Consider the following 22,824-nt stretch of genomic DNA (forward strand, 5'->3'; position numbering starts at 1 on the left):
ACATCGCACGAACAACACAGGAATTCGGCGCTTAGGCCGCGTTCCTTCACATTATCGCGACCTCGCGATAATCCGTATTATGCGCAGCTGCGCATAAGATGCCCCAGGCATCGGCATAGCTGTCATAGATCGCGATCTGATCGGACGTCAGTTCGTGCCGCAGGATCTCATATTCGACCCCGGCGAAGCTCAGCGCGCGGGCCGTATAGAGCCCCAGTGCCTTCAAATCGCGCGCCACGAGCTCCATCGCCGCGATCCCGCCCTGGCGAATGCCGGTGATGAACTGCTCGCGATTGGCAAAGGCGGTTTCCGGACCCCAGAGGCCGAGCCTGACGGCGTAGGCCAGGTTGTTGACGTCCGATGCGCCGGTTGCGGACGCGTAGAGTATGCGGGCTCCCGGAAGATGGTTCTGGAGGAGAACGCCGCAGATGCCCTGCTGCGAGCCTTCCTTGGGTCCGAGGGCGCCTTCACCGCCCGCGACACCGCCCATCTCGTGAGCTTCGTCAAAGCCGATCACGCCTTCGAAATCATCGCCGGCCCAATCGATGACCTGCTGCAGTCGGCTGTGATCCCCGCGCGCCGAGCGAAGCGTCGGATAGGTGATGAACAGCACACCCTGCTCGAGCATGATGGGCTGGTCGATCTTCCAGTTGGAAAGGGGCTGGATGTCAGCGGCAAGGCCGCCGAGCGCGGTCCAGTCACGTCTTGCATCCTCCAGAAGCGTTTCATTCTTCGAGACCCAGATGTTGAGGCGCCGGCCCTGCAACCAATTGTCGAGGATACAGGCCGCGACCTGACGCCCCTTTCCCGCGCCGGTGCCGTCTCCCAGGAAGTAACCCTTGCGATAAGCTCGTCCCTCTTGCGTCTCCTCGAGACCGACGCCTTCCTTGCTGGGCACGAACCGGCCGGGCAGGAACTGGGACCAGGCATGGCCCGCATAGACGACAGTTTCCAGCTGGGAGGCGGAAAGCAGGCGTTCGGAGACGGTGCGTTCCGGAAGCTTGGGCACATACTCGGGGATTGGCGCGGCGATCGATCCCATCGCGACTGATTCCACGAGCGCAGTCGGATGCTCGCCGGCCGCTTCGAACACGATACGACTCGGCCGGTAGGGCAGATAGACGCCGACCTGATCGAGCAAGGGTGCGGGCGCCTCGAGCGTGGTGTAGCCGACAGGCAGGACGTTATTGCGAACCGGCGCAGGGTAGGGCCTGGGTGCCGCCCGCGTGCTCTTGACCGCGCGAAACAGGGACAGGCCGGAGGAGCGTTTCGGCGCAGGCGGCGATACGGTCGTAATCGCGCTGCGTTCGGGGACAGTCAGCGCTCCCAGCAATTCGCGGATCGATCCGCGCTGGATGGTCACAGGGATGGTTCCGCCCACCACCTTGTCGATGACGAAGAGCCTGACCGCGATCGACGTCCCGTGCTTAAGATAGCATTTCTCGAGCCGGACCGAAGTTCGGACGCTGACGTCGCGCAGTGTCGTCTCGAAAAGGTCGCGCATGCGCGCATTGGGCCCGAACCAGTCGGGCATGACCGCGACGAGCCTGCCGCCCGGCTGCAGCCGCCGCAGGGCCGCCTGGAGATGGCGGACGGCGGCGTGACTGTCCGGGCCGAGGCCCACCGATCGGGAGAAAGGCGGGTTCATCAGGACGATGCTGGGGCGCGGCGCGTCGGCGAGCGTGGAGTTGATCGTCGCCCCGTCGTGGCCGGTGACCACGGCATCAGGAAACGCGTGGGTCAGGCGCGCGCGGCGCGGAGCGGTATATTCGTTGAGCTGGAGGCCGGCGTAATCGCGGCAATGGGCGACGAGAAGGCCATTGCCGGCGCTCGGTTCCAGAATGATGTCGTCCGCCTGGATATCCGCCAGGACGAAGGCGATGGCGGCGAGATCGACCGGCGTCGAGAATTGCTGCCATTCGATCTGCTCTTCGCTGCGCACCGTTTGGGTGGGAAGCCGATCGAGCAGATCGCAGGCGGCGCAGACATCGGTCAGCGACAGCAGCGGATAGGGGCCGAACTGGAGATGGTGGGCGAGCGCATGCTCGAGAATCTCGAAGCTGTCGCGCTGGGTCCACAGGCCATCGGCATCGGAACCGCCAAATCCCTCGGTCATCGCGGCGTTGAGATCAGCACGGCTGACCGCCTCGGAGGACCTCAACCGCTCGACGAGGATGGACGCCGCGCGGCGCTCCGCGGCGTTTGCAGTATCGAACAGATCGGACATAGTGGGGTCTCCAGACTGGCTGCCCCGTCGGCAGCATCAATCCTTCGCTCCCCCCTTCCCTTTTGATCGGTTGTGCGCCCGCTGGCAGGCCTGTGTCGCTGCGGTCGCGGTGAGATAGAACTGGGTTACGATTGAGGCTGTGGGCGCGGAGAATGGGGCGATCGGAAGGCACAGGCGTTCGCGAACGGCCGTGGTCTCAGGCGAGATATTACCGGCTATTAAAACATCTCCGAGCTCGCGAGCAGCATAGGGCGTCTCAATTCACTCTTTCTTCGAAGTTGGTGCTGCACAGGACTGGCTGAATTCAATCAGGGGGAGGCATGATTCCGTAATGAGATTGAAGTTCCTTAAGGCGACCGCAGTCAACACTGCTCTGCGCGGCCTGATTGACGAGCATGACGAGTTTCATTGGGCGGTCGCCTGGGGCAGCCTGACGGATGTTGCCGAACGCCTACTCGCCAACCCTGGAAAGTTCAGGCAGGTAACTTTTGGCGTCGCCTTCAGTCACACCGAACCCGCGCTGATCGATCGTCTCATCGGGCTAACCGGCGCCCGGGTCGCGACGAAGTTCGCTGGCGGAACCTATCACCCGAAGGTCTATGGCTTCCGGTCGGGCACCAGCGCGGCCGCCATTGTCGGGAGCGCGAATTTCACCTTTGGCGGGCTTGGCAAAAACCTGGAGGCGGCCGTTTTCGTGCAGGGTGACGCGGCGGATCCCTTCTTCGTCGATCTGTTTGATTTCACCCGGCGTAGCGCAACCCTGGGAGAGGCTGTGACCCCGCAATTCGCGGCAGCCTACCGTGCGAGCCACAAGCGCGCATTGCGACTGCCGAAACCTGCTCGCGATCCGATGCAAGACCTGCCGAAGGTAAAGGCGGAAGCCCTATCCTCTCCGCTCGTGACGATGGGCTGGAACGACTTTGTGAAGGAGATTCAGAACACCGAAAACCACGACGTTGACGACAGCCTTACCTTATTGCGTGTCGCGCAGGAGTGGTTCGCCTCGGTGCGATCCTTTGCGGACCTTTCACTTGGTCGGCGCCAGGCGATCGCTGGGCTCGTCGTCGACCGCGCCGAGAGAACCGATCCCGATCTCGGCCGTGACTGGGGATGGTTCGGTTCGATGCGCGGCATGGGCGATTTCGCCAAGCTCGTGATCGCGAACGACAAGAGGCTCGCTCGGGCAATAGACAGCGTCCCGCAAAAGGGCGAGGTCACGAGAGCGCACTTCACCAAATTCGCAATGCACTTCAAGCGGGCCTTCGAGGATTCCGATCGAACAGGGGGTTACGCCACCGGCAGCAGGCTTCTGGCCATGAAACGACCCGATGTTTTCGTTTGCATCTGCAATCCCAACATCGCCGAGACATCCGCTAGAATGGGATTTTCGCGCACAACGCTCGCGCTCGACGATTATTGGGACAAGGTGGTGGAAGTCATTCGTCTGGCCGACTGGTACAATGCCGACAAGCCGGACAATGCAGAGGGAGAGATCTGGGAAAGCCGCGCGGCAATGCTGGATGCGATCCTCTACAGGCCCTGAGAGCCCAGATCTCAGGGCCGGGAGGCCTCCAGGGCCTTGGCCCAGTCTTCGAAACCGGCCGGCACCGCGGGTGTAATCGCAAGGCCCGGTCTGGCATAACGCTGCATCGCCCGTTCGGCGGCCAATGCGCCCTCGGCGTCATTGTCCACGGCCAGGACGAGAGATGTGAGTGTTGGCGGCAACTGGATTTGGTCGAGGCGACGCGCGCCCAGGCTCGCCCAGCAGGGAAGTCCTTTGAGGAGGGTAAAGGCGCGCGCCGTTTCAAAGCCTTCGGCAAGCGCCAGGACAGGTGCCCCCTGCCCTCCTCCCTGCCAGGCACCTCGTCCCGGCCGTCCCAGCATCAGCTTCATCCGGTATCCGCCCGTATGCGGGTCGAGGAATATCCTCTGGATAGCCGTCAACCGCCGCGCTTCACGTACGGCGATCAACAGGGCGGGGTGGAAGGTGGTCCAAGGCCTGGGCCTATAGGGACAACGCGGATGGAATCGGAGATCATCGGCGGGCGGCTCGAGCCGCCGCAGAGCCAAATAGCGTTCCGCGAGCGTGCCAGAAATTGGCAGCGCTTCGTCCCACAGCCGGGAGGCATTGCCTGAGGCCTTGGTGGGGGTGTCAGCATAGGCGAAATGGCGCCTGATCTGAACGCGACGAAGCTCGCGCAGCACATCTTCTCGCGTGCACCCCGCGAAGCATGTCACGAGGATGCCCCGGTCGCCTTGCCGAATCGAAAGGCTTGGCGTTGTGTCGGCATGGGCTGGACACAGGCACATGGCGGTGCGCCCATGCCAGGTTCCTCCAAGCGCTCCCACAAGGTCGATTGTTTCCTGGGTCGGTCGTCGGGTCGTGAGCGGCATAGATCAGCTCCCTTCCCGATCAACCTTCCCCCTTCGTCTTTCTCCAATGGTGACGGGGCCTGTGGATAAATCTGTGGATAAGATTGGGTTCGCCGATCGAAAGTAACGTGTTTTCGATACCGACACGGCGTGTTTTCAAACATTGTCCATCGTGCTTACGGAATCTGTCCGACGTGGGATTGGATTCATGAATATCCGTCAATCACTTGATATATAATGATAAAAAGAACGTCCGAGCCCCGGTAACTCTTATAATCCTAATAGTAAAATCCCCTAAAGCTTCCGCTGCGCGGGATAGGAGATTCTTTTGATTCAGATTTTTGATGGATCAGGACCGGAGAAACTGGGTCCAACGGCGCGACGGCATGCTCGCTTAGGGTTTAGCATCATAACAACCGGCCGGTTAGGCTCAAATTGGCTTCGACCGGGGTCGATCGCGATCGGAGGGTCAAAACAGTTACGGTTTGACTTTCAGAGCGGAAAATGGCCATGAAATGCAAACCGAGCACCAAAGCGGGATTCGCCCAGGGGAATTTATGTCGTTCACCGTCAACACACTGCGCACTGTAGCAACTTCTTGCCAGCAGATGCGCGACCACATCAAGACGGTAGTGTTTCGTCCCGATGCCCACAAGAAGCTCGATATCACCTTTGGACCGACCCAAGCTGCAGCGTTGCTCGGCAGAACACCCGAAGCTATCGCCAAAGCCGAGGCTAAAGGCCGACTGCGGCAACCAAAGCAACTCGGGAATGGCAGACGATACTATACTATCGAAGATCTGATCGATATCCGCGCAGCGTTGGGAATACAGGTCGGCAAGCAACCGCACGAAGATGCTGTCGTGGTAGCAGTTCAAAACTTCAAAGGGGGCGTCGGCAAAAGTACGATCACCAAGCATTTGGCGGACTACCTCGCATTACAGGGCTACAAGGTGCTTGTCATCGATTGTGATCCGCAGGCGTCGACGACAACCATGTTCGATATTCAGCCGGAAACACTGATCGATGATGAGAGGACGCTGGGTTCCTTTTTATCGCCGCGCAGCACATTTGAGGATTTCTCCGAGACAATAAGGGATACGCCATGGCCGACGATCAAAATCGTGCCATCCAGCCTCGGGTTGCAAGACGCAGAATGGGATTTGACTGCCACACTGACGGAGGGCGGGCAAGCGGTGCGAGAAAGCCTTCAGGCGCTACGAATCGGGATCTCCAGCGTCAGCAAGGAATTTGACGTCATCCTGCTGGACCCTCCACCGGCAATGGGCTTCCTCGGTCTCAATGTCATGGCCGCCGCAACAGGTCTTCTAGTCCCCGTTCCCGCCCGCCAGCTCGATTATCTCTCCACAATCCATTTCATGGAGACGATCGCTGATAACATCGAGATTCTCGAGGCGAACGGCACGCCGGTGAACTATGGGTTCATCAGAGTCGTGTGCTCTGCATTTTCGCCCAGCAAGCCGGGTGAAAACGACATGTGGCGGATCATGCAGTCGACTTATGCTGGGCTTCTGCTGAGTCAGCCGATCCTCGCGTCGGAGGAGATCAAGAACGCGACGCAGGCATTTCGCTCGATCTATGAATCGAAACCTTCGGCCGGGCATCAAACCTATCACCGTTGCCGGGACAATCTGGACTCGGTGTTTGCGGAGGTGGTTCAGCAGATCCGACAGCAATGGCCATCGACAAGTCTCTCTAGCGCTGTGTCCGATGTCAATGTGAGCGCTGCAGCATGAGCCGGCGTTCGCTGATCGGTGAAGCTCTCGCTTCGGCGCCGCCCCAGGCGGAAACGCCCGCTGTTATGGGCGAAGGTGGCACCACTCCGAAGCCGAACTTCACCAACAAGCGCCTCGAGGGCTTTGGCGAAGCCGCGCGCATGGTAAAGCGTCCGACCATCAGGCTGAAACCAGCGGAATGTTCGATCTGGCCGGGCAATGCGCGAGACTATTCGCTGCTCGACGAACACAGGTTGCGGACGCTGATCGATTCGATTTTAGCGGAAGGAGGTAACCGCATTCCTGCTGTCGTGCGGCGGACGACGGGCGGCGCGGTACCATATGAGCTGATCACTGGTACCCGGCGCCATTGGGCGATCGCGTGGCTCAACGCCAATCACTACCCCGATATCGACCTTGTCGCGATAATCGAGGACCTCGACGATGAAGCGGCTTTTCGTTTGGCCGACATCGAGAATAGAGAACGGGAGGATATTTCCGATCTGGAACGTGGCCGCAACTACAAGGCGGCGGTTGATTCCTATTATGGCGGCGTGCAGTTGCGTATGGCGGAGCGGCTCAAGATCTCGAAATCCCAACTTGCGCGCTATATAGCTCTTACCGAGATCCCTGATTTTATCGTGAGCGCCTTCGCCTCGCCGATGGACCTTCACGCAAAATATGCTGAGAAACTCCTGCCTGCGTTGAAGAAGCCGGGGGCGGTCGAGAAACTCACGGCAGCTGCGGATGAAGTTGCTTCTGAGCAGAGTTTCAGAAGGTCCGGTGACGAACAGCCTGTATCAGGTTCGGACGTCGTTGCGCGTTTGCTGGCCGCCCTCACGCCCGTCTCGAAGACTCGCCCCCAGAAGACGGCTATTTCGACCAGTGGGGGCGACGCGATTGGATTGATCGAACGGAATCAGCAGAAGGTGCTGACAATTTCGCTCTCCCCTTCTGAGCTTAGTGTGGATGCTATTCTGGAGGCGCTACGGCCCGTTATAGAGCAGGCCAAGATCATGCGGGCGAAGAGGCGTTAGCACGTGGGCAGCCCCGGTCAGGGAAAGCGGATTTTGACGAAAACATATTTGTTTTCAATGTATTAGAATGATTTCCCCCCGGGGGGAAGCGCGGCAAAAGCGCATTGGAGTGGTGGTGAGAGAACCAAGCAGCGGATCGTCGGCGAAGGAGCGCAAAGTCCAGTTTGAGATGTTCTTCACGCTGCCGGATTTCTCCGACATCTCATTACGCGATTATCAAGAAACCATGCAGAGGCCATTCTTTAGCCTCTCCAAGCGTAAGCGGCTCAAGCCGATAGAATATATCAGCCCCGATCGGAGGGTTACCGTCCACGTCGCGCCCAATCCAACATATGGCATGGCGACGATATGGGACGCCGACATCATGATCTACCTCGCCTCGCATCTCAACGAACTGCGCGAACGTGGCGTAAATGACATTTCGCCGGTCGTGCGTCTTCAACCTGGTGATTTGTTGAAGCGCATTTGCTGGGGCACGAGCGGGCGTGCCTACGAGCGTCTCGTCAGCGCGCTCGATCGTCTTCAGGCGACGACCATCAAGACCAACATTCGGGCAAACACCAAGTCGCGCGAAACGACTTTTTCCTGGATCGACAGTTACACCCACCTCGTTGACGAGAGGACTCAAAGGTCGCTCGGCATGGAGATTACCCTCTCCAAATGGTTCTTTGATGGAATCATGGACCGTCGGAACATCCTTGCGATCTCGCCTCTCTACTTCGAAATCACGAGCGGACTTGGGAAGTGGCTTTATCGCGCCGCGCGCAAGCACGCTGGCGGAAACGGCGCCGATGGGTTTACGATCGGGTTTCAAACGCTTCATCAGAAGAGTGGAAGCGAGAGCGCCTATCCGGTCTTCAAAAAGATGCTGCTGGAGCTCGCTAAGACCAATACATTGCCGGACATCGCTCTAGAGGCGATTTCAGATGGAACGGGTGAGCCCAAACTGAAGATGGTGATGCGCCGCTATCTTGAGGATAAGCGTTCCCCCTCCCCTCCCTCCAAAGATCCGGCGTCCGCGGTATCCAGCGCGGCACAGCCAAAAGCATCGCCACTCACGCCCACCGCGCCAGCGACCACCGAGTTTGTAGACAGCCAGTTAGCGCTTAGCGTGATTGCCTCTGCAACGAAGGGACTGCGATCGGAGGACGCAGAGCGCCGCCCTGCCCTGCCGTCATCGGATCGCCGCTTCGGTCATCGCACCCGCGCGCGTGAAGTGCTCGATGAGAGTGTCTATGAGGATATCCGGCGTGAGTTTCCTGGTTGGGACTATGATGAACTCATGGCCCGCTTCGATGCGTTTTTAGGCGCCAGTCCGCGTGATCTGCCGAGGAACTATTCGAAGCGCTTCTATGGCTTCGTGCGCGAGCATCATAAGCGGAACAAGTACAAGCTTTGACGCTCCGAACGCATTCATCGTGTTATCATCTTTGCTGCCCGACTGCCCGCCGTCCGCAGATGCAGTGTTCGAAATCAGCCGTTTGGGCTCCCAGCCCATTAGCATATGCTTGCTTTATCGTGCCGCTTTAGTTGCCGATTCGGTGGTACCGCGAGTGATTCTAAAAACACGTTGCGGAGGGATCGGAATCAGTGATCTCGATCTGAGATCGAGGGCCGCACAGTTAGCCTTATGCCTCTCGCTCCAGCCGCCCGCGAGGCCAGCTACGGCGTTAGCGGGTCACGGAGTTCAGCGACAAAGCATGGCCTGCCAAAGGTAGATGCACGGCCGGTCAAGAAAGGGATCAGCTTTGACCACGTGCTCGCATAACTATCTCGGAGGATGCCCCCAACGTGTTTTTAGAATCGGGTGGTAAGCGGTCTTGCGGCGTGCTTGCGGCGAGGAAGTGCGCTCTAAACAGTAGAGGCCACCCACATTCCGGTGACGCTCGCGCTCGCTCGTAGCCCGATTGGCTTTGGCCTAAGCCGATTCTAAAAACACGTTGGATGCGGCATCCTCGCGGAAAACGCTTGCCGTCTTTCGTGTTGCGCCCAGGCGTCGACGCCTGGCCAAACGAGAACAAATAGCGAAGTGCGTCAGGAATCGATTTTAAGGCCGATAGAGCGCCACGACCACATGGGATAGCTTCCGCCGCCTTGGGGAGGTGACTTCCCGCTGAGCGAGCCCTTGAGCGCATCGAATTTTATTCTCTCGGCTCTGAGAATATGCGCGAGCATCTTCTCGCACTGATCATCAACGCACTAGATGCGGGAAGGGGCGATGCCTGACAGCCCGTGCGCCGGATCAGGATCGTCAGACGTGCGAACTGGCGGCGGTTACACCAAAAGGCCGAATAAGTGCCAAAAGCGCCTTGATACGTTCGCCGATCAAATCCCTTAACAACTGAGGGCGCGAGGGGCGCCGGTTCCGATCGGTGAGAGGCATCTTCCTTTATGGGCTAAGAAATTGGGAGGGGGCAGATCGATGCACCTGGTGCATATGTGGTGCCTATTCTTGGGCTGAGGCGGGCGAACATCCCGCGATCTCATCGGAAGATCGGTCCACCCGATCAATCCGCCCCAGCATCCGGTCGATATCATCCATCTCTCGATCAAACGCATCAAGGACGCGAGCGAGGTCCTTCGAGACGGGGATGGCGGGGGGGGCAATGCGAGGACGCCCTCGCTTCGGCTGCGCAAACCCGAACTCCACAGCAAGGTCGGGCGCTAAAAACTGCCGCCAGGTCTTGCGGTGCGTGATCTCGACCAGGAGCTCGGCCGAGACGGCGCGGTTGATGACCTTGCTGGCGCCGGCAACGCTCAGGCCGAGCGTTTCGGCCACCGATTGCGGCGAGAGCAGGGGCCGCAGCTGCGACAAGGCGAGCAGGCGGGGCAGGGCGCCCGCTCGGTACTCGTCGAGCAGGGTTTGCAGGCCGCGGCGATGGAACTGCTCGAGTCTGTCGAGCCGATCGATCCCTGCTTCGGCCGCGCGGGACAGGGCATTGAACGCGGTCGCCCAATCAGTGTCGGCCGGCGTGCGCTTCAGGCGGAAGGCTTTGACACCGGCGGTGAGGCAGGGGAGGGGGGTGGCGGACAGACCGAGCCCACACAGGATGATCGGCGCCGAGAGCCAGGGCGTCGATGATCCATCGATCCGCGCGTATTGGCGCACCAGGTCGAGCGCCCGGACAAGCAGAGGGTGCTCGCGCGCTTCGCTGGGTTCTCCGATCGCCGTGGGCAGCGGGTCACGCCAGGCGGCCCCGTGCTGCTCTATGAGCACCTGTTGCCACGCGGCAAAGGCGTCGAACGGATCGATCGTGGTGCCGATCAGCGGTCGGCCCGGCACTCTGAGCCCGCAGCCCCACGAATAAACATCGATTTCGTCGACTTCGACTCCCTGCAATTGCAGGGCCGTGGTGTAACCGCTCCAGGCGGCGCGGATGTGCCAGGGTTTTGCCACAGGACTGATAGAAATGCGTGCATTGAGGGCGGTAATCGCGCCGGTGCAGCGGGCCAGCGATCGCACGGTTTCAGCCGTGTAGGGTGGCCCGTAGCGGGGTAGGGGAGGGCGCGATGCCATGCCATCTTTTAACTCAGAAGAGTTCTCAGTCAACTTTGTCCGCACACTTAGTGTTGATAATGGATCGTTATCGACACCCTATACAATAGAAAGCCGCCGCGCTAAGCCTCGTCGCCATGACCCATCCCGTCCTCCGCCGCGCGGTTTTTGAAGATGTCGACGAGATCCGCGCGCTGGTCCTCGCGGCCTATGCCCGCTGGGAGGGCGTGACGCCGCGCCCGCCGCAGCCGGTGCGCGCCGACTATGGCCGCGCGTTTCGCGCGCATCGCTTCGATCTGCTGGTTGAGAACGGCGCCTTGGTTGGTCTCGTTGAAACCGTGGCCGAGGGCGATGAACTGCTGATCGTCAATGTCGCGGTCCATCCCGACCGGCAGGGGGAGGGGCATGGGGTGCGGCTGCTGCGGCATGCCGAGGCCCTCGCGCGCGCGGACAAGCTGAAGGGGACGCGGCTCTACACCAACCGGTTGATGGCCACGAACATCGCGCTCTACGAGCGCTTGGGCTATGTTCGCGAGAAGGAAACCGAAAGCGAACCCGGCATGGTCGCGGTGCATATGGTGCGGAGCCTCGCGCCGTGACGGCGGGCCGTGCCCTTATCGCGGTCGAGCCGGCCGATCTCGCCGGCGAGGTGCGGGCGCTGGTCGGGGCGTCGGCGGTGATGGACGAGGCGCTGCTCGACGCGGCGATCAGGGGCTGGTCGCACAACACCCGGCGCGCCTTCCGTTCGGACCTCATTCTCTGGGGAACATGGTGCCGGCGCCGCCGCATGGTGCCGGCGCGCGCGGGGCCGGGGGACGTCGCCGCGTGGATCCGCGCGCTGTCGGGCGCCGATCCGTCGGAGGAGACGGTGCGCGCGATGGCGACGATCGAGCGCTATGTCGTCAATGTCGGCTGGGCTTACCGGATGGCCGGGCTCGATGATCCGACCGCGCCGCCGCTGGTCAGGCTTGAGAAGAAGGCGGCGCGCAAGGCGCTCGGCGTGCGCCAGCGCCAGGCCCGCGCGATCCGGTTCAAGGGCGACGTCTCCGATTTCGACAGTCCCGCCAGCGGCGTGTGTTTGGCGCATCTGCTGAAGGCCTGTCGGCGCGATCTTCTCGGCCTGCGCGACGCGGCGCTGCTCCGCGTCGCCTATGACAGCGCGGGCCGGCGTTCGGAGCTGGTGGCGATCCGCGTCGAGCATATCGAGCGCGACGCGGAAGGGGCAGGGACGCTGTTCATTCCGTCATCCAAGACCGACCAGGCGGGGGAGGGGGCCTATGCCTATCTTGCGCCCGCGACCATGGCCGCGATCGCCCGCTGGCGCGATACTGGGCATATCGATCGGGGAGCGCTGTTCCGGCGCGTCGAGACGCATTTTGACGGCTCGGTCGCGGGTGTCGGCCGCGACGCGCTCCATCCCAACTCCATCACGCTGATCTACCGGCGGCTGATCCGCGCCGCCCATGCGAAAAAGCTGCTCGGGCCGATGAGCGAGGCTGAACTCGAGCGTTGGGTGAAGGCGGTATCGTCGCATTCGATCCGGGTCGGGGTGGCGCAGGACAATTTTGCGGCCGATGAAAGCCTGCCGGCGATCATGCAGGCCTATCGGTGGCGCGATCCCCGGACGGTGCTGCGCTACGGCAAGAAGCTCGCGGCGAAAAGCGGCGCGGGCGCGCGCATGGCGGCGCGATTTGCCGACAGTTCGTAAAAGTGCGTTCGATATTCCGATATTCTATGTTTTGGGACCCAATAGCCATCAAGAGCATATGAACTGCAAATCGCTTTGCAGATCCTACGAAAATGCAAAGAAAAACGGGAAATTTTGACACGTTCGAGCCGCTCTCGGGCGCGCAACAGGCTCGTCCGAAACGGGCGCCTGTCGACGGGGCGGATGTGAGCCGCCACCCCTCGGCACGTCCGCCGCCGTTGAGAGCTTCAATCCGGTGACCGCATAGCGCGCGTCATAGGCTCGTAACACGACCCGCCGGAACACGTGATCGCGCACAACGCGCTATACGATCACAGCAACTCTTTCCCGCGCTTCCTCGAAAATGAAGGAGGCTCGCGTTTCGCGAACAACCGGCTGCGACAATCCCCGAACGGTTGCCTAAGACCGCCTGGAAATCTTGCCAAATTTTGCCAAACTCGCTATATCACAGTCCATGTCGACGATGAACATCTCGCTTCCGGATGCGCTCAAAGCGTTTGTGGACCAGCAGGTCAGCGTGCGTGGTTACGGCACGAGCAGCGAGTATGTGCGGGAGTTGATCCGCAAGGATCAGGACATTCAGCGCCTTCGCGAAATGCTCCTGGACGGCGCCAGTTCTGCAGCCACCGCGCCGGTCGATGCCGGATATTTCCAAGGCCTTCGTGACCGTGTGACGCAACGCGCAGGGTCGTGACTGCAAAACCGGTCATACCGCGCGCCAAAGCGCGGGAGGATGTCGACCGTGCGGTCGAGTATTACGCGGACGAAGCCGGTGCAGATGTGGCTTTCGGCTTCATTGATGCACTTGAACAGGCCTATACCTTCATCGGGGAAATGCCGGCGGCAGGGTCTCCGCGGTGGTCTCACGCGCTGAACTTACCCAGTTTGAGGACCTTAGGGCTGAATGGATTTCCGTGGCTTGTTTTCTACCTTGAATTCGAGACCCATGTGGATGTCTGGCGCGTGCTTCATGCCAAGCGGGACATGCCAGCTTGGTTGGCTGATGTAGATGATTAACCGCTGACATAGCTGTCCTTCAAGCGCTAGAACACATTCCTTGATAGCGGCCTTTCGATCACCCGAGGATTGAGCGGGAAAGTTCAGCCAATCCGTCAGCGTCCAACCGCGCTGAAAGCGCATCTTGCTGCAGCAATGTCTCGGTCAGATGGGGATGGAACTTTTCAAACAGCAAGTTCGGCGAATGCGTGAAGAGATCCGCAGCCTTGCCGCTGGCTAATGCTGCTAGCGCATCGATTAGCGGCGGCGTGTCCTCTTTCCCGAAAACCTCGAGGAAGCCATCGTGCGTCTGCACCGTAAATCCGGCGGCGCGCAGGGCCAGGGCAAGCGTTGTGGTACGAATCGAGCCGGTTCTCGTGGCGAGGACAGCGGCATTTTCGTCCAGTTGCGCGATGCGACCGGGATTGAACCGTAATTGGGCGTAGTGACTTCGGGCTTCCTCAAGCAATTCCCGCGCGGTCGCGTCCATGTAGACCAGGCAATTTTGGTTCTCGAGGATGTCGAACATGCGTTCGATGACCCGGTCATGGATATTCCCTGGATCGCCTCCGAAGAGCGGGGGAACACCAGCCTTGGCAGGTGAGACCATGATGATGCGGTCGCGATCATGAACTTCAAGGACCAGCCATCGCCGTCCAGAGAATATGAGAAGCATTCCCGGAGCGATCAGATTATCGATCGGCAGGGTGCCCAGTTCCTTGCCTCCGGATATCAGTCGGTACTCCTCGGGCGTTTGGAAGACGGCATAGAAGCTGTAATGCTCGACCAGCTTTTCGCCCATCGCGCCAAGGAGCAGCAATCCGTCATCAGCCTGCTCGATGAGCGCCGTCTCCGGATGTCCCAACGCGCGGAGCACATCGAGAAAGAGCGTGGTATCGACCTGTCGAAACGGCCCTTTCTGGCACAGCATCCCGTAAAGCTGCTGCGCCCGAATACCGCCTCGCTCAGCAATCACGGACAAGATCTGATGGACGAGCGTCGAGAGGTGCAACGCGCCGTGCTGAGGCGGCTCGCACCAGCCCTCGAGCAGCAGTTCGATCATCGCGGTGGCTCTCACAAGACCAAGTCGCAATCGGTCCGAAAAGTTGCTTGTCGAGGCCAGCTTCGCTTCGACGACATATTGCCTGAGAATGGCCGGCTTGCCGGGGCGCCGTCCTGACCGGCCCAGCCTTTGCCGGAGCGAGGCTACGCTGAAGGGGGCGCCGATCTGCCCGACACAGGTCACGTCGCCGATGTCGATGCCGAGTTCGAGCGTCGAGGTGCAGATCGCTGTAGTAGGCGCACTGCCTTCCTTCAGGCGCCGTTCGACGAAATCCCTATGCTCCCGGGAGAGGCTTGCATGGTGGGGATAGAATTCCTGCGGTAGATGTTCCTTCTCGCACAGCGTCCGCAACCGATCCGAGTAGATTTCGACCGCTTGGCGCGCGCCCGCGAATACAAGGTTGTCGCTGCCCCGAAGGTGCCCAAAGAGATGGAGGGCGATGGCGTCGGTTGCCGATGGCCCTTCATCATCCTTGTCGCCGGTCACATAGCCGCGCAGCTGGAGCTGCAACTCCGCCTCCCCATCTGCGGCAACTATTTCTCTCACTTCCCCGGGGCTGTCGGGGCGCAGATACGTCTTGGCCAGCCCCATGTCGCCGAGCGTGGCCGAGAGGCCGACGCGGCGGATCGGGCGGTTCAGCGACTGCTCAAGGCGCGCAAGCAGTGAACGCATCTGAATCCCGCGCTCGCTGTCGAGCACGGAATGCAATTCGTCGAGGATGACGGCACGTGTCGCACCGAACAGTCGCGGAATCTCCATTCCTCGGCGAATGAAGAGGGCTTCGAGCGATTCGGGCGTGATCAGCAGCACGCCCCGGGGCCGCTTGGTGGCGCGGGTCTTGACCGAAGCAGGCACATCGCCATGCCAAGGGATGACCGACAGTTCGGTCTCCCGGCAAATCTCGTCCAAGCGGCGCGCCTGATCGGTAATGAGCGCCTTCAACGGTGCGACGTAGAGAATGTCGAAACCGGATATTTCGGACGGATCATCGAGAACCTGCGAAAGCAGCGGGAGAAATGCTGCCTCGGTCTTTCCTCCAGCGGTGCTGGCGGCAACGATCAGGTCGGCATCGCCGTCCATGAGCACGTGCGTCGCACGTGCCTGGATATCGCGCAGTTCACGCCAGCCTTGTTCGCGAATCCACTTCTGGATCGGCCGGGCGAGCTTGTCGAAGGCGGTGCTCACAGGCGGAAACTGGCGAGCTCTTCTGTGTCCGGAGGCGCACCGATCGCCTCGTCGACATCGCTCATGTCGTCACCGTCATCCTGGGCGACGTCGAGCTTGTCGATGAGGTCCGACCATTCGACACCAGGGTTCTGCTCGAGAACCGCCAGTAGGTTCACGAAGGCGGTAACTGTGTTGCGCGGCGTTCGGAAATAGGCTTCGCCGATCCTGTCCGAGCAATGGACCATGAACGCCTCCAGCGCATTATCCGGCAGCGTCGTGTTTGCTCCGTGCATGACGGCGCGGATATTGACCAGGAGCACAAACAGGTCTTCCGGCGTGAGGCTCGCAAGGCGGATGACCGGTCCGGAAAGATCGACAAGACCCTCGCGGGCGAAGCTGTTCTCGGCCAGACGGGATTGCAGGGCTTCATAGCTATAGAGACCCCGGCGCGTATTCATCAGGAACTCGGGCGTTCCTCCCATCAGGAAGCCCAGATTTTCCGCGCTGCCCTGCAGGACGTCGTTCAGGATACGCAGGATCTGCTCATAATTGGCATTGCGTGCCTGCGATGATGTCAATTTGTAGAGGTTGACCATCTCATCGAGGCCGACGAGCAGACCCTTGTAGCCTGCTTCGCAAACGAATGCCGACATCAGCTTCAGGTGATCGTAGACACTCGCGTCATCGACGATCGTACGAACCCCCAGAGCCTTGCGCGCGTCGGTCCTGGTGACGAATTCGCCACGCAGCCAGCGGATCGCCGCCGACTTGAGCTCCTCGTCGCCCGTTTCATGCCCCTCCCAATAGCGGCGGATGACCTGCGCGAAGTCGAAGCCCCCGGTCAGTTCCTCGAAATGCGCCAGACGCTGACGAATGGCCTCGACCGTCGGCTGGTCTTTGGCTTCAGCATCATGCTGGGCCTGGCTGACGAACCGCTCGACGACATTGGCAAGCGCTCCTCCATCGGGCTTGGTCCTTGTCGCAAGGTTTCGCGCCATTTCGGCATAAAGGCCGCGCGCCTGACCGCCGGTCGCATGAATTCTCCGGTCGGGAGCCAGATCGGCAAACATCACCACCAGCCCCTTTTCGAGCGCGACAAGGCGGATGAGGTTCATGAAGAAGGTCTTGCCCGACCCATATTCGCCGATGATGAACCGGATCGCGGAACCGCCATCGGCGATCCGGTCCATGTCCTTGACGAGCTCCTCGATCTCACGTGCTCGGCCGACCTGGATATGACGAAGCCCGAGTTTCGGCACGACACCCGCGCGCAATGCCTGGACGATCGCGTCACGCTCGCGCGGCTTCAATTTCGACATCAATTATCCCCCTTGGCCATCTCGGCCCGCAACGCTTCTGCGATGTCCTGTGACACATCATAGCCATCATATTCGTCGAGCAGGGCTTCATCGAACTTTTCGAATGCCCATTCGTTGACGGCTTCCAGGGCACCGGATGGCAGCAGGCCCTGTTTCCCGGCGATGTCCGCAAACTCTTCCTGTGTCCACTGTTCGCGCTGGATGAGAAGATCGACAAGAGCGGCATGTCTGTGGTCGAGCCCGGCCAAGGACGATGGAAGCGCATGTGGGCGGGTCGCCTCGTCGCTCGCGTCGTCGTCCGCCGCGAAAATCTCGCCCAGCACGTTCGAGACGCGCTCGGTGTCGCTCCGGATCGCCGCGATGCGCGCCGCATCAAGCGCGGTGCCGCGGGTTTTGGGCTCGGCCGGAATGCGCTCGCCCGGGGCCTCTGCTTCGGCTGCCCTGACCCGCACCGGTCCATCGGGAACGTCGCCAGCATGAAGGTCTGCATATACGAGGCCGGCATCGATCCCCAACGCCTTGTAGATCTTCTCGATGCAGGCCACCTCCTCGGACTGGATCATGCTGTCGGCATGGGCGATCACGACAACCGCCGCACGCAGCGCGAGATGGTGCTCTGCATCCACCTCCTTCAACCTGCTGCGCAGCCATGACATGTCGGGCGGGACCTCCAGATACCATTTCAGATTGGCATGGAGACGCTTTCGCTCGAGGTCTGTGAGGCCGCCGGTCGCTTCGACCTTGTCACTAAGCGCCCGGCGTTCTGCTTCGACGATCTTGCTGTCCGAATGCGCGACAAAGGTCGCCAGCGCCAGCTCGAACAATGCCGCCTTGTAGGCGGGCGAGACGACTTCCAGCTGCTCAACTGTTTCGCCCAGGTCAAAAATGACGACCGGCTCGTCGCTCCTGGGCGCCCGCAGCGAAAATCTCGGATCGGGCGCCATGCCGAAGCCGATGCGGGCGAGCGCATCCGCCGCACCGATCAACTGGCGCTTGCCGATCTTGCCGGGAGCACTGCCCTCCAGGCGGGTGATCACCTCGAGAGCCGGAATGAGCCCGCCTCCCGCAACCTGTCCGCACGCCCATTCCCTGAGCCCCTCCAGCTCTGCTGACGGGAACAGTCCCCACAATTCGGCGGGGAGCAGGGCCTGTGCTTCGATCGATCCTCTGCCGTTCGCATTGCGCCCAAGGTAACGGCTGAACTTGTCAAGCTCGTCCATCGCCTCATCCGCGATCTTCTGCGCTTTCTGGACCGGTGAACGCAGGTCGGACACATCGGGGACAGCGATATCCTTGCCCTCGCCTGCCGTGAGATTTACCGAGCAACTGAATTCGCTCGAAGCCGCACGGTAGTTCATCGCCAGTTTCTTGCGCGGCGTTCGAGCCTTCAGGCCGTTGGGATAGAGCGCATCGAATTTCAGCTTGAAGAGCGCCTTGAACTCTTCGCTGCAGCGTTCGGCCGGCGTGCGGAGACGGCGCTCCGGATGACACAGCAGCCATAGATGCAGCCACTCCGCATCGAACGCCTTGCCCTCGGCGATCATCCCGCCGAGCGCGAATTTCAACGAAAAAGGCAGTTCCCAGCTGCGATTGTCGAGGATGGTCTGCTTGAGTGCCGGATCGTCGAGCGATAGTCTGCCCATTGCGACGATGCGGGCAATGTCCAGAAACTCGCCGAGATATCTCTGGACGGAATAGTTCTGCGCAAAGAGGGCCTTGAGACGCTCCACCTCGGCCACGATCTCCCGTTTCTCGTCTTCTGGTGGTTGGTCGACCAGAAACCGGCGCTCGAGGCCGTAGAAGAAAAGGAACATGTAGCCGGGATTGACGGTCCCGTCGCGGCGACCTCCCGCCAGCCATTCGAGGTAGGTGGCTCTGCAGACGGCCGGTATGCTCGAATATCCGGGCCAATACGACATGCCGTCGCCATTCCTGTCGGAACCGGATGACGCGACCGAGAGGGATGGGTCGATATAGGTGCGGCATTTCTCGCCATACTCATGCGAGTTGATCTTGGGCGGCCCCCCCACATAGACCATGCCGTCGATCTCGCGCCCAGCGATGATGACGGTCTGCCCCTTGCGCAGCCATCCCTGGACCTTGACGGAAGAGCCTGCCGAGCGGCTGGCCGGACGCGGCTCAGCTGGCATGGGTGGCGAGTGGACGCGGGATTCGCCGCCGAAGAGTTTCTGACGCAGCTCTTCAATGCGTGATCGACGGGCAGGTGCTCGATCTGCCACTTCACGCGCGTTTGGACCTTCGGTGGAGGACATAACCTCCAGCTGCCGAGGGCCTGCTTCCTTCTCTGCGGCGCGCCTTAGCGATGCGGCTTCGAGTGCTTCCCGGGCGGCTTTGCCGACACGAACAAGCTCGGCATTATCCTGCTGAGGCCGATATGCCTTCGAAAATGCGGGTTCGGTGGGACCGTCAGGTTCATCTTCAGCCCCTGCAGCAGATGACCGCGAGGCGATCGTCTGGACGCGGTCCGCGTTCTTTGGATCAAAAATCGAGGAATCATCGCCAAAGAGCCGTTCCCTGAGCTCTCGCGTCCTGGACGGTATGGGATTATCGGGCAATCTCGATTGGAGACCCGTCACGCTTGCCGTTACCATGTCTGCCTCGGCGGTGCTGGAATCCGAGGGCGTTTGATCTTCCTGGGTATTGTCCGGCTTCGGAAGATGTGCGGAAGGTACGAGGCCCCGATATTCCGGGAGTGAGGCTGTCCTCGAATTTTGCGCTTCACGTTCGTCTGGCGCCAACTGGCGTCGGCGGACAGGATTGTTTCTTGCAGGAGCAGTGCTCAGGGCAATCTTCGCCGTGCGACGCTTTTCGTACCAGATTATGAATGCAACAGGCGCGAACAGGATGAAGAGCGCTTCGATCGCGTCAGGAAGGCTATCCAATAGGGCGGCCGATATTATTGCGCTGGCAATGAAGAAGACGACATAAAGTCCGATAATGCGGATTATTTTCCAGATGGTCCCCATGAGTCATGGCCTGCCATTTTGTGGTTGAGAGGTCACGCTGATTTTCGATTGCCGGTTTCAGGGGAAACCTGCGCGATTACATGGCAAGATTCGCGTGTCTGCGGGGCGTGGTCGCTATTCATCCGGCCCTCCAAGTGCCGGATCGGATGAAGCTTTGACTGGTGCTCGTCCTCGTGTCGGCCATGTCAGCGGGCAAACCGGGTCAAGCGATGCCTCACTTCATTCGCAGGAAGGCGGCAGCGCGGATGAGCGAAAAGACGGGTCAGACCCCCATGCAGCCGGTCGAACTGCACATGGTCGCCATCGGCCATCTGGTCGAAGAGCCAGAGGACCCCATGCATGGCGATCTGTTTGGCAGCGGCCAGTTCGCGCAGGATTCCGTCGCCGGTCAACAGCGTCCATGTCCGTGATTCCGCAATGGCGAAGGCAAAGGTATCGGGCACGGAGAGTTTCTGATGCTGGCGATTGACGCCGGTCGCGCGCCGCAGTTCGGAGACCGTCAGTTCTTCGACGCGCAGCCCGCGCGCCATCAGCCTGTCTCCGAGTTCCCCTTCCAGTTCGCGGACGTAGAGGAGATCGGGCACTGCGAACTCGAACGGCAGCAGGAACATCTCATCGAGAAGGTCCGCCCGTTCGAGGTCGATAATGACAGATGTGTCGGAGACCAGAACAGTCACGGATCAGGCTGCCACCTGATCCAGTCGCCGATCGAGTTCGCGCACGGAAATGCCGAGCAACTCGGCTGCCCGCGACTCTCCGATCACGCCTTCGGCCAGAGCGCGATAGCACAGGCGCTCGAAGCGACGCGGCTCTTCCTGTTCCGGCTGCATGCTCTCCGGTTCCTCGAAAGGCGCCGTGCGCCAGCCCCGCTCCGCGAAAACTTTGAAGAGACGGGCGCATGCGGCCTGGTTGATGATGCCCAGATCCTTGCAGCGATAGGCCAGGGCCTGGATGCTGACCCCGAACAGCTTTTTGAGCGCAACCAACTCGCCGATGCTGATCGAGGAGCGATGGGCGCCGACTTCGGCGCGCAGCACGTCCGCCGGCATAAGGAATGCGCCGGCGAAGCGATGCGCTGCCTTTTCTTCATCCACGCCCCCAGAGGGAGCGATGACCATATGGCCAAGCTCATGCGCCAGATTGAAGCGCTTGCGCTCCGACCAGGAGCTTTGCTTGATGACGATGACGCGCGCTGCATCGCTGCCCTTGCGCCGGACCTTGGCGGCAAGCCCGTCCACGTCATCGAGATCGAGTGACAGCACCTTGATGCCGCGCTCCTCCAGCAACTCGGCAAGATGCGGGATGGGGTCGTTGCCGAGCCCCCAATCGTCCCGAACGGAGCGGGCCGCGTCCTCGGCATCGCGTATATCGGCCACCGGATGCGGCGCACTTCGCGGCTGCTCCCATTCGACGCTGCGCATCTGGAGCATGTCTTCGACCGCAAGATAGCGTTCAAGCATGTGAATGGCGCGCGCCTCGAGCATGGCTTCCTCGCGGGAGGACGTGCCGACCTTCTTGCGAAAATCCACGCCCTCCAGCGAGAGCTCGTCCTCGCTCAGCAGATATTCCTCGGAAACCGCCAATGCCCTGGCAAGCGCGATCAGCACGCGAGAACTCGGCATGTCTTCGTTGCGCTCATATTTGCCGATGGCCTGGGCGGAAACGACACCATCCATCGCATCGGCCAGCGCCCGCAGCGACAGGCCGGATGCTGACCTCGCAACCTTGAGCTTGTTTCCGATCATGATGGTCTCCTTTATCGACCGCCGCAGGGCGGTTTTCATAAATGCTATATGATATGTTTTTTGTAAACTGAAACCTCTTGAAATGCGGTAAATGGAACCTAAATCTCGTCCAATGCCGAAAGATTCCGGTTTCTTGTAAACCGAAGGCGTGCACGAGGAGCCGGCCTCCGCCCGGTTTGTGATGCCGAACCGGAAAGGGGTGGGCGATGGATTTGAGTAACACACAACTGCGATATTATGACAGCAACGTCCTGCGCCTGCCTGCGGACAAGCGGAAAGAATATCATGCGCAGGTCGACCGGCTGATTACCGAGCTGTGCAAGAGCGTTCGGGACAAGACCGAAATCAAGATCACCAAGGTGGTGAAGGCGGGGTCGTTCGCGAAATACACCATCCTGCGAAGGACGGCGTCGGACCCGGTGGATGTCGATGTGGTATTCTACATCTCGGACCGTGACGCGACCAAGGAAACTCTCGATAGCCTCAGCGCCACGATCTACGATCTGTTGGTGAAGATCTATCCGACCAAATCGGTCGAGGACTTCGAGATCCAGCGCAAGGCCGCCACGGTGACATTCGTCGGCTCGGGGCTCAGCGTCGATATTGTGCCTGTAATTGAGGATGCCGCCCGGTCGGGCTATGGCTGGCAATATGACATTCACGATGGTTCGAAGATCCAGACCTGCGCGCCGTGCCAGATCCAGTTCGTGCGGGACCGCAAGAACCAGGACGGCGATTTCCGCACGCTCGTCCGCATGGCCAAGAAGTGGCGCAACTATGCCGAACTCAAGCCGCTCAAGTCGTTCGGCATCGAACTGATCATGGCGCATGTCCTGGCGACGCAGGGCAAAGCGGGCAGCATCGAGCAACGCTTCCGGCATTTCCTCCTCTATATGGCCCAGTCGGCCCGAAGCTGCGATTTTGGTCATCTTGGAGAACACGTCGGGAACGGGCTGGTTGTTGTTGACGA

17 protein-coding genes are annotated in these 22,824 nt (G+C 60.6%); 9 read left to right on the top strand and 8 right to left on the bottom strand.

From position 1 onward, the window contains the following. Positions 1-46: 46 nt before the first annotated feature. On the bottom strand, positions 47-2,227 hold the full coding sequence (locus tag L3X40_RS17095) for a strawberry notch family protein (protein WP_338331154.1): 2,181 nt from the start codon (positions 2,225-2,227) through the stop codon (positions 47-49). A gap of 331 nt (positions 2,228-2,558) precedes the next feature. Here L3X40_RS17095 and L3X40_RS17100 point away from each other — a divergent pair, with 331 nt between their 5' ends. Beyond that, positions 2,559-3,770, top strand: a complete 1,212-nt coding sequence (locus L3X40_RS17100; protein WP_237366688.1) for a phospholipase D family protein — start codon at positions 2,559-2,561, stop codon at positions 3,768-3,770. Between the two features lie 11 nt (positions 3,771-3,781). Here L3X40_RS17100 and L3X40_RS17105 read toward each other — a convergent pair whose 3' ends face one another. Next, the gene (locus L3X40_RS17105) at positions 3,782-4,621 is read right to left on the bottom strand and encodes a DUF7146 domain-containing protein (protein WP_237366689.1); all 840 of its coding nucleotides are present in this window, start codon (positions 4,619-4,621) and stop codon (positions 3,782-3,784) included. A gap of 536 nt (positions 4,622-5,157) precedes the next feature. Here L3X40_RS17105 and L3X40_RS17110 point away from each other — a divergent pair. The 3 genes from L3X40_RS17110 (at position 5,158) to L3X40_RS17120 (ending at position 8,772) form a co-directional block, all read left to right on the top strand. After that, a complete protein-coding gene (locus L3X40_RS17110) occupies positions 5,158-6,357 on the top strand; it encodes an AAA family ATPase (protein ID WP_237366690.1) in 1,200 nt (399 codons plus the stop codon). Continuing rightward, positions 6,354-7,373, top strand: coding sequence for a ParB/RepB/Spo0J family partition protein (locus L3X40_RS17115; RefSeq protein WP_237366691.1), 1,020 nt, complete (start codon positions 6,354-6,356; stop codon positions 7,371-7,373). The genes L3X40_RS17110 and L3X40_RS17115 overlap by 4 nt, the downstream gene beginning before the upstream one ends. 115 nt (positions 7,374-7,488) lie before the next feature. Further along, positions 7,489-8,772 (top strand): replication initiator protein A, encoded by a 1,284-nt coding sequence (locus L3X40_RS17120; protein ID WP_237366692.1) that lies wholly within the window; start codon positions 7,489-7,491, stop codon positions 8,770-8,772. 1,047 nt (positions 8,773-9,819) lie between these two features. On the opposite strand, the gene L3X40_RS17125 is transcribed toward L3X40_RS17120, so the two are convergent. Next, positions 9,820-10,836 (bottom strand): hypothetical protein, encoded by a 1,017-nt coding sequence (locus tag L3X40_RS17125; RefSeq protein WP_237366693.1) that lies wholly within the window; start codon positions 10,834-10,836, stop codon positions 9,820-9,822. A gap of 170 nt (positions 10,837-11,006) precedes the next feature. Between L3X40_RS17125 and L3X40_RS17130 the strand changes: the two genes are divergently transcribed. From L3X40_RS17130 to L3X40_RS17145, 4 genes are all read left to right on the top strand, one after another. Beyond that, positions 11,007-11,468, top strand: coding sequence for a GNAT family N-acetyltransferase (locus L3X40_RS17130; RefSeq protein ID WP_145072146.1), 462 nt, complete (start codon positions 11,007-11,009; stop codon positions 11,466-11,468). 80 nt (positions 11,469-11,548) lie between these two features. Continuing rightward, positions 11,549-12,577 (top strand): tyrosine-type recombinase/integrase, encoded by a 1,029-nt coding sequence (locus L3X40_RS17135; RefSeq protein WP_237366696.1) that lies wholly within the window; start codon positions 11,549-11,551, stop codon positions 12,575-12,577. A 454-nt stretch (positions 12,578-13,031) separates the two neighbouring features. After that, positions 13,032-13,271: a ribbon-helix-helix domain-containing protein gene (locus L3X40_RS17140; RefSeq protein ID WP_092959706.1), complete on the top strand. Its 240-nt coding sequence runs from the start codon at positions 13,032-13,034 to the stop codon at positions 13,269-13,271. Next, on the top strand, positions 13,268-13,594 hold the full coding sequence (locus L3X40_RS17145) for a type II toxin-antitoxin system RelE/ParE family toxin (protein WP_092959676.1): 327 nt from the start codon (positions 13,268-13,270) through the stop codon (positions 13,592-13,594). Before L3X40_RS17140 ends, L3X40_RS17145 begins: the two co-directional genes overlap by 4 nt. A 58-nt stretch (positions 13,595-13,652) precedes the next feature. Here the strand turns inward: L3X40_RS17145 and L3X40_RS17150 are convergent, their stop codons facing one another. The 5 genes from L3X40_RS17150 to L3X40_RS17170 all read right to left on the bottom strand — a co-directional run bounded on the left by L3X40_RS17150 (position 13,653) and on the right by L3X40_RS17170 (position 21,854). After that, on the bottom strand, positions 13,653-15,821 hold the full coding sequence (locus tag L3X40_RS17150) for a DEAD/DEAH box helicase (RefSeq protein WP_092959678.1): 2,169 nt from the start codon (positions 15,819-15,821) through the stop codon (positions 13,653-13,655). Next, the gene (locus L3X40_RS17155) at positions 15,818-17,122 is read right to left on the bottom strand and encodes an ATP-binding protein (RefSeq protein ID WP_092959680.1); all 1,305 of its coding nucleotides are present in this window, start codon (positions 17,120-17,122) and stop codon (positions 15,818-15,820) included. Before L3X40_RS17155 ends, L3X40_RS17150 begins: the two co-directional genes overlap by 4 nt. Then, positions 17,122-20,109: a tellurite resistance TerB family protein gene (locus tag L3X40_RS17160; RefSeq protein ID WP_237366694.1), complete on the bottom strand. Its 2,988-nt coding sequence runs from the start codon at positions 20,107-20,109 to the stop codon at positions 17,122-17,124. The genes L3X40_RS17155 and L3X40_RS17160 overlap by 1 nt, the downstream gene beginning before the upstream one ends. 185 nt (positions 20,110-20,294) lie before the next feature. Further along, positions 20,295-20,786 (bottom strand): hypothetical protein, encoded by a 492-nt coding sequence (locus L3X40_RS17165; RefSeq protein WP_092959682.1) that lies wholly within the window; start codon positions 20,784-20,786, stop codon positions 20,295-20,297. A 3-nt stretch (positions 20,787-20,789) separates the two neighbouring features. Further along, the gene (locus L3X40_RS17170; protein ID WP_092959684.1) at positions 20,790-21,854 is read right to left on the bottom strand and encodes a helix-turn-helix domain-containing protein; all 1,065 of its coding nucleotides are present in this window, start codon (positions 21,852-21,854) and stop codon (positions 20,790-20,792) included. A gap of 206 nt (positions 21,855-22,060) precedes the next feature. Here L3X40_RS17170 and L3X40_RS17175 point away from each other — a divergent pair. After that, the coding region (locus L3X40_RS17175) for a CBASS oligonucleotide cyclase (RefSeq protein WP_237366695.1) at positions 22,061-22,824 on the top strand (764 nt) is incomplete at its 3' end.

This window comes from Rhizorhapis sp. SPR117, from assembly GCF_021742065.1.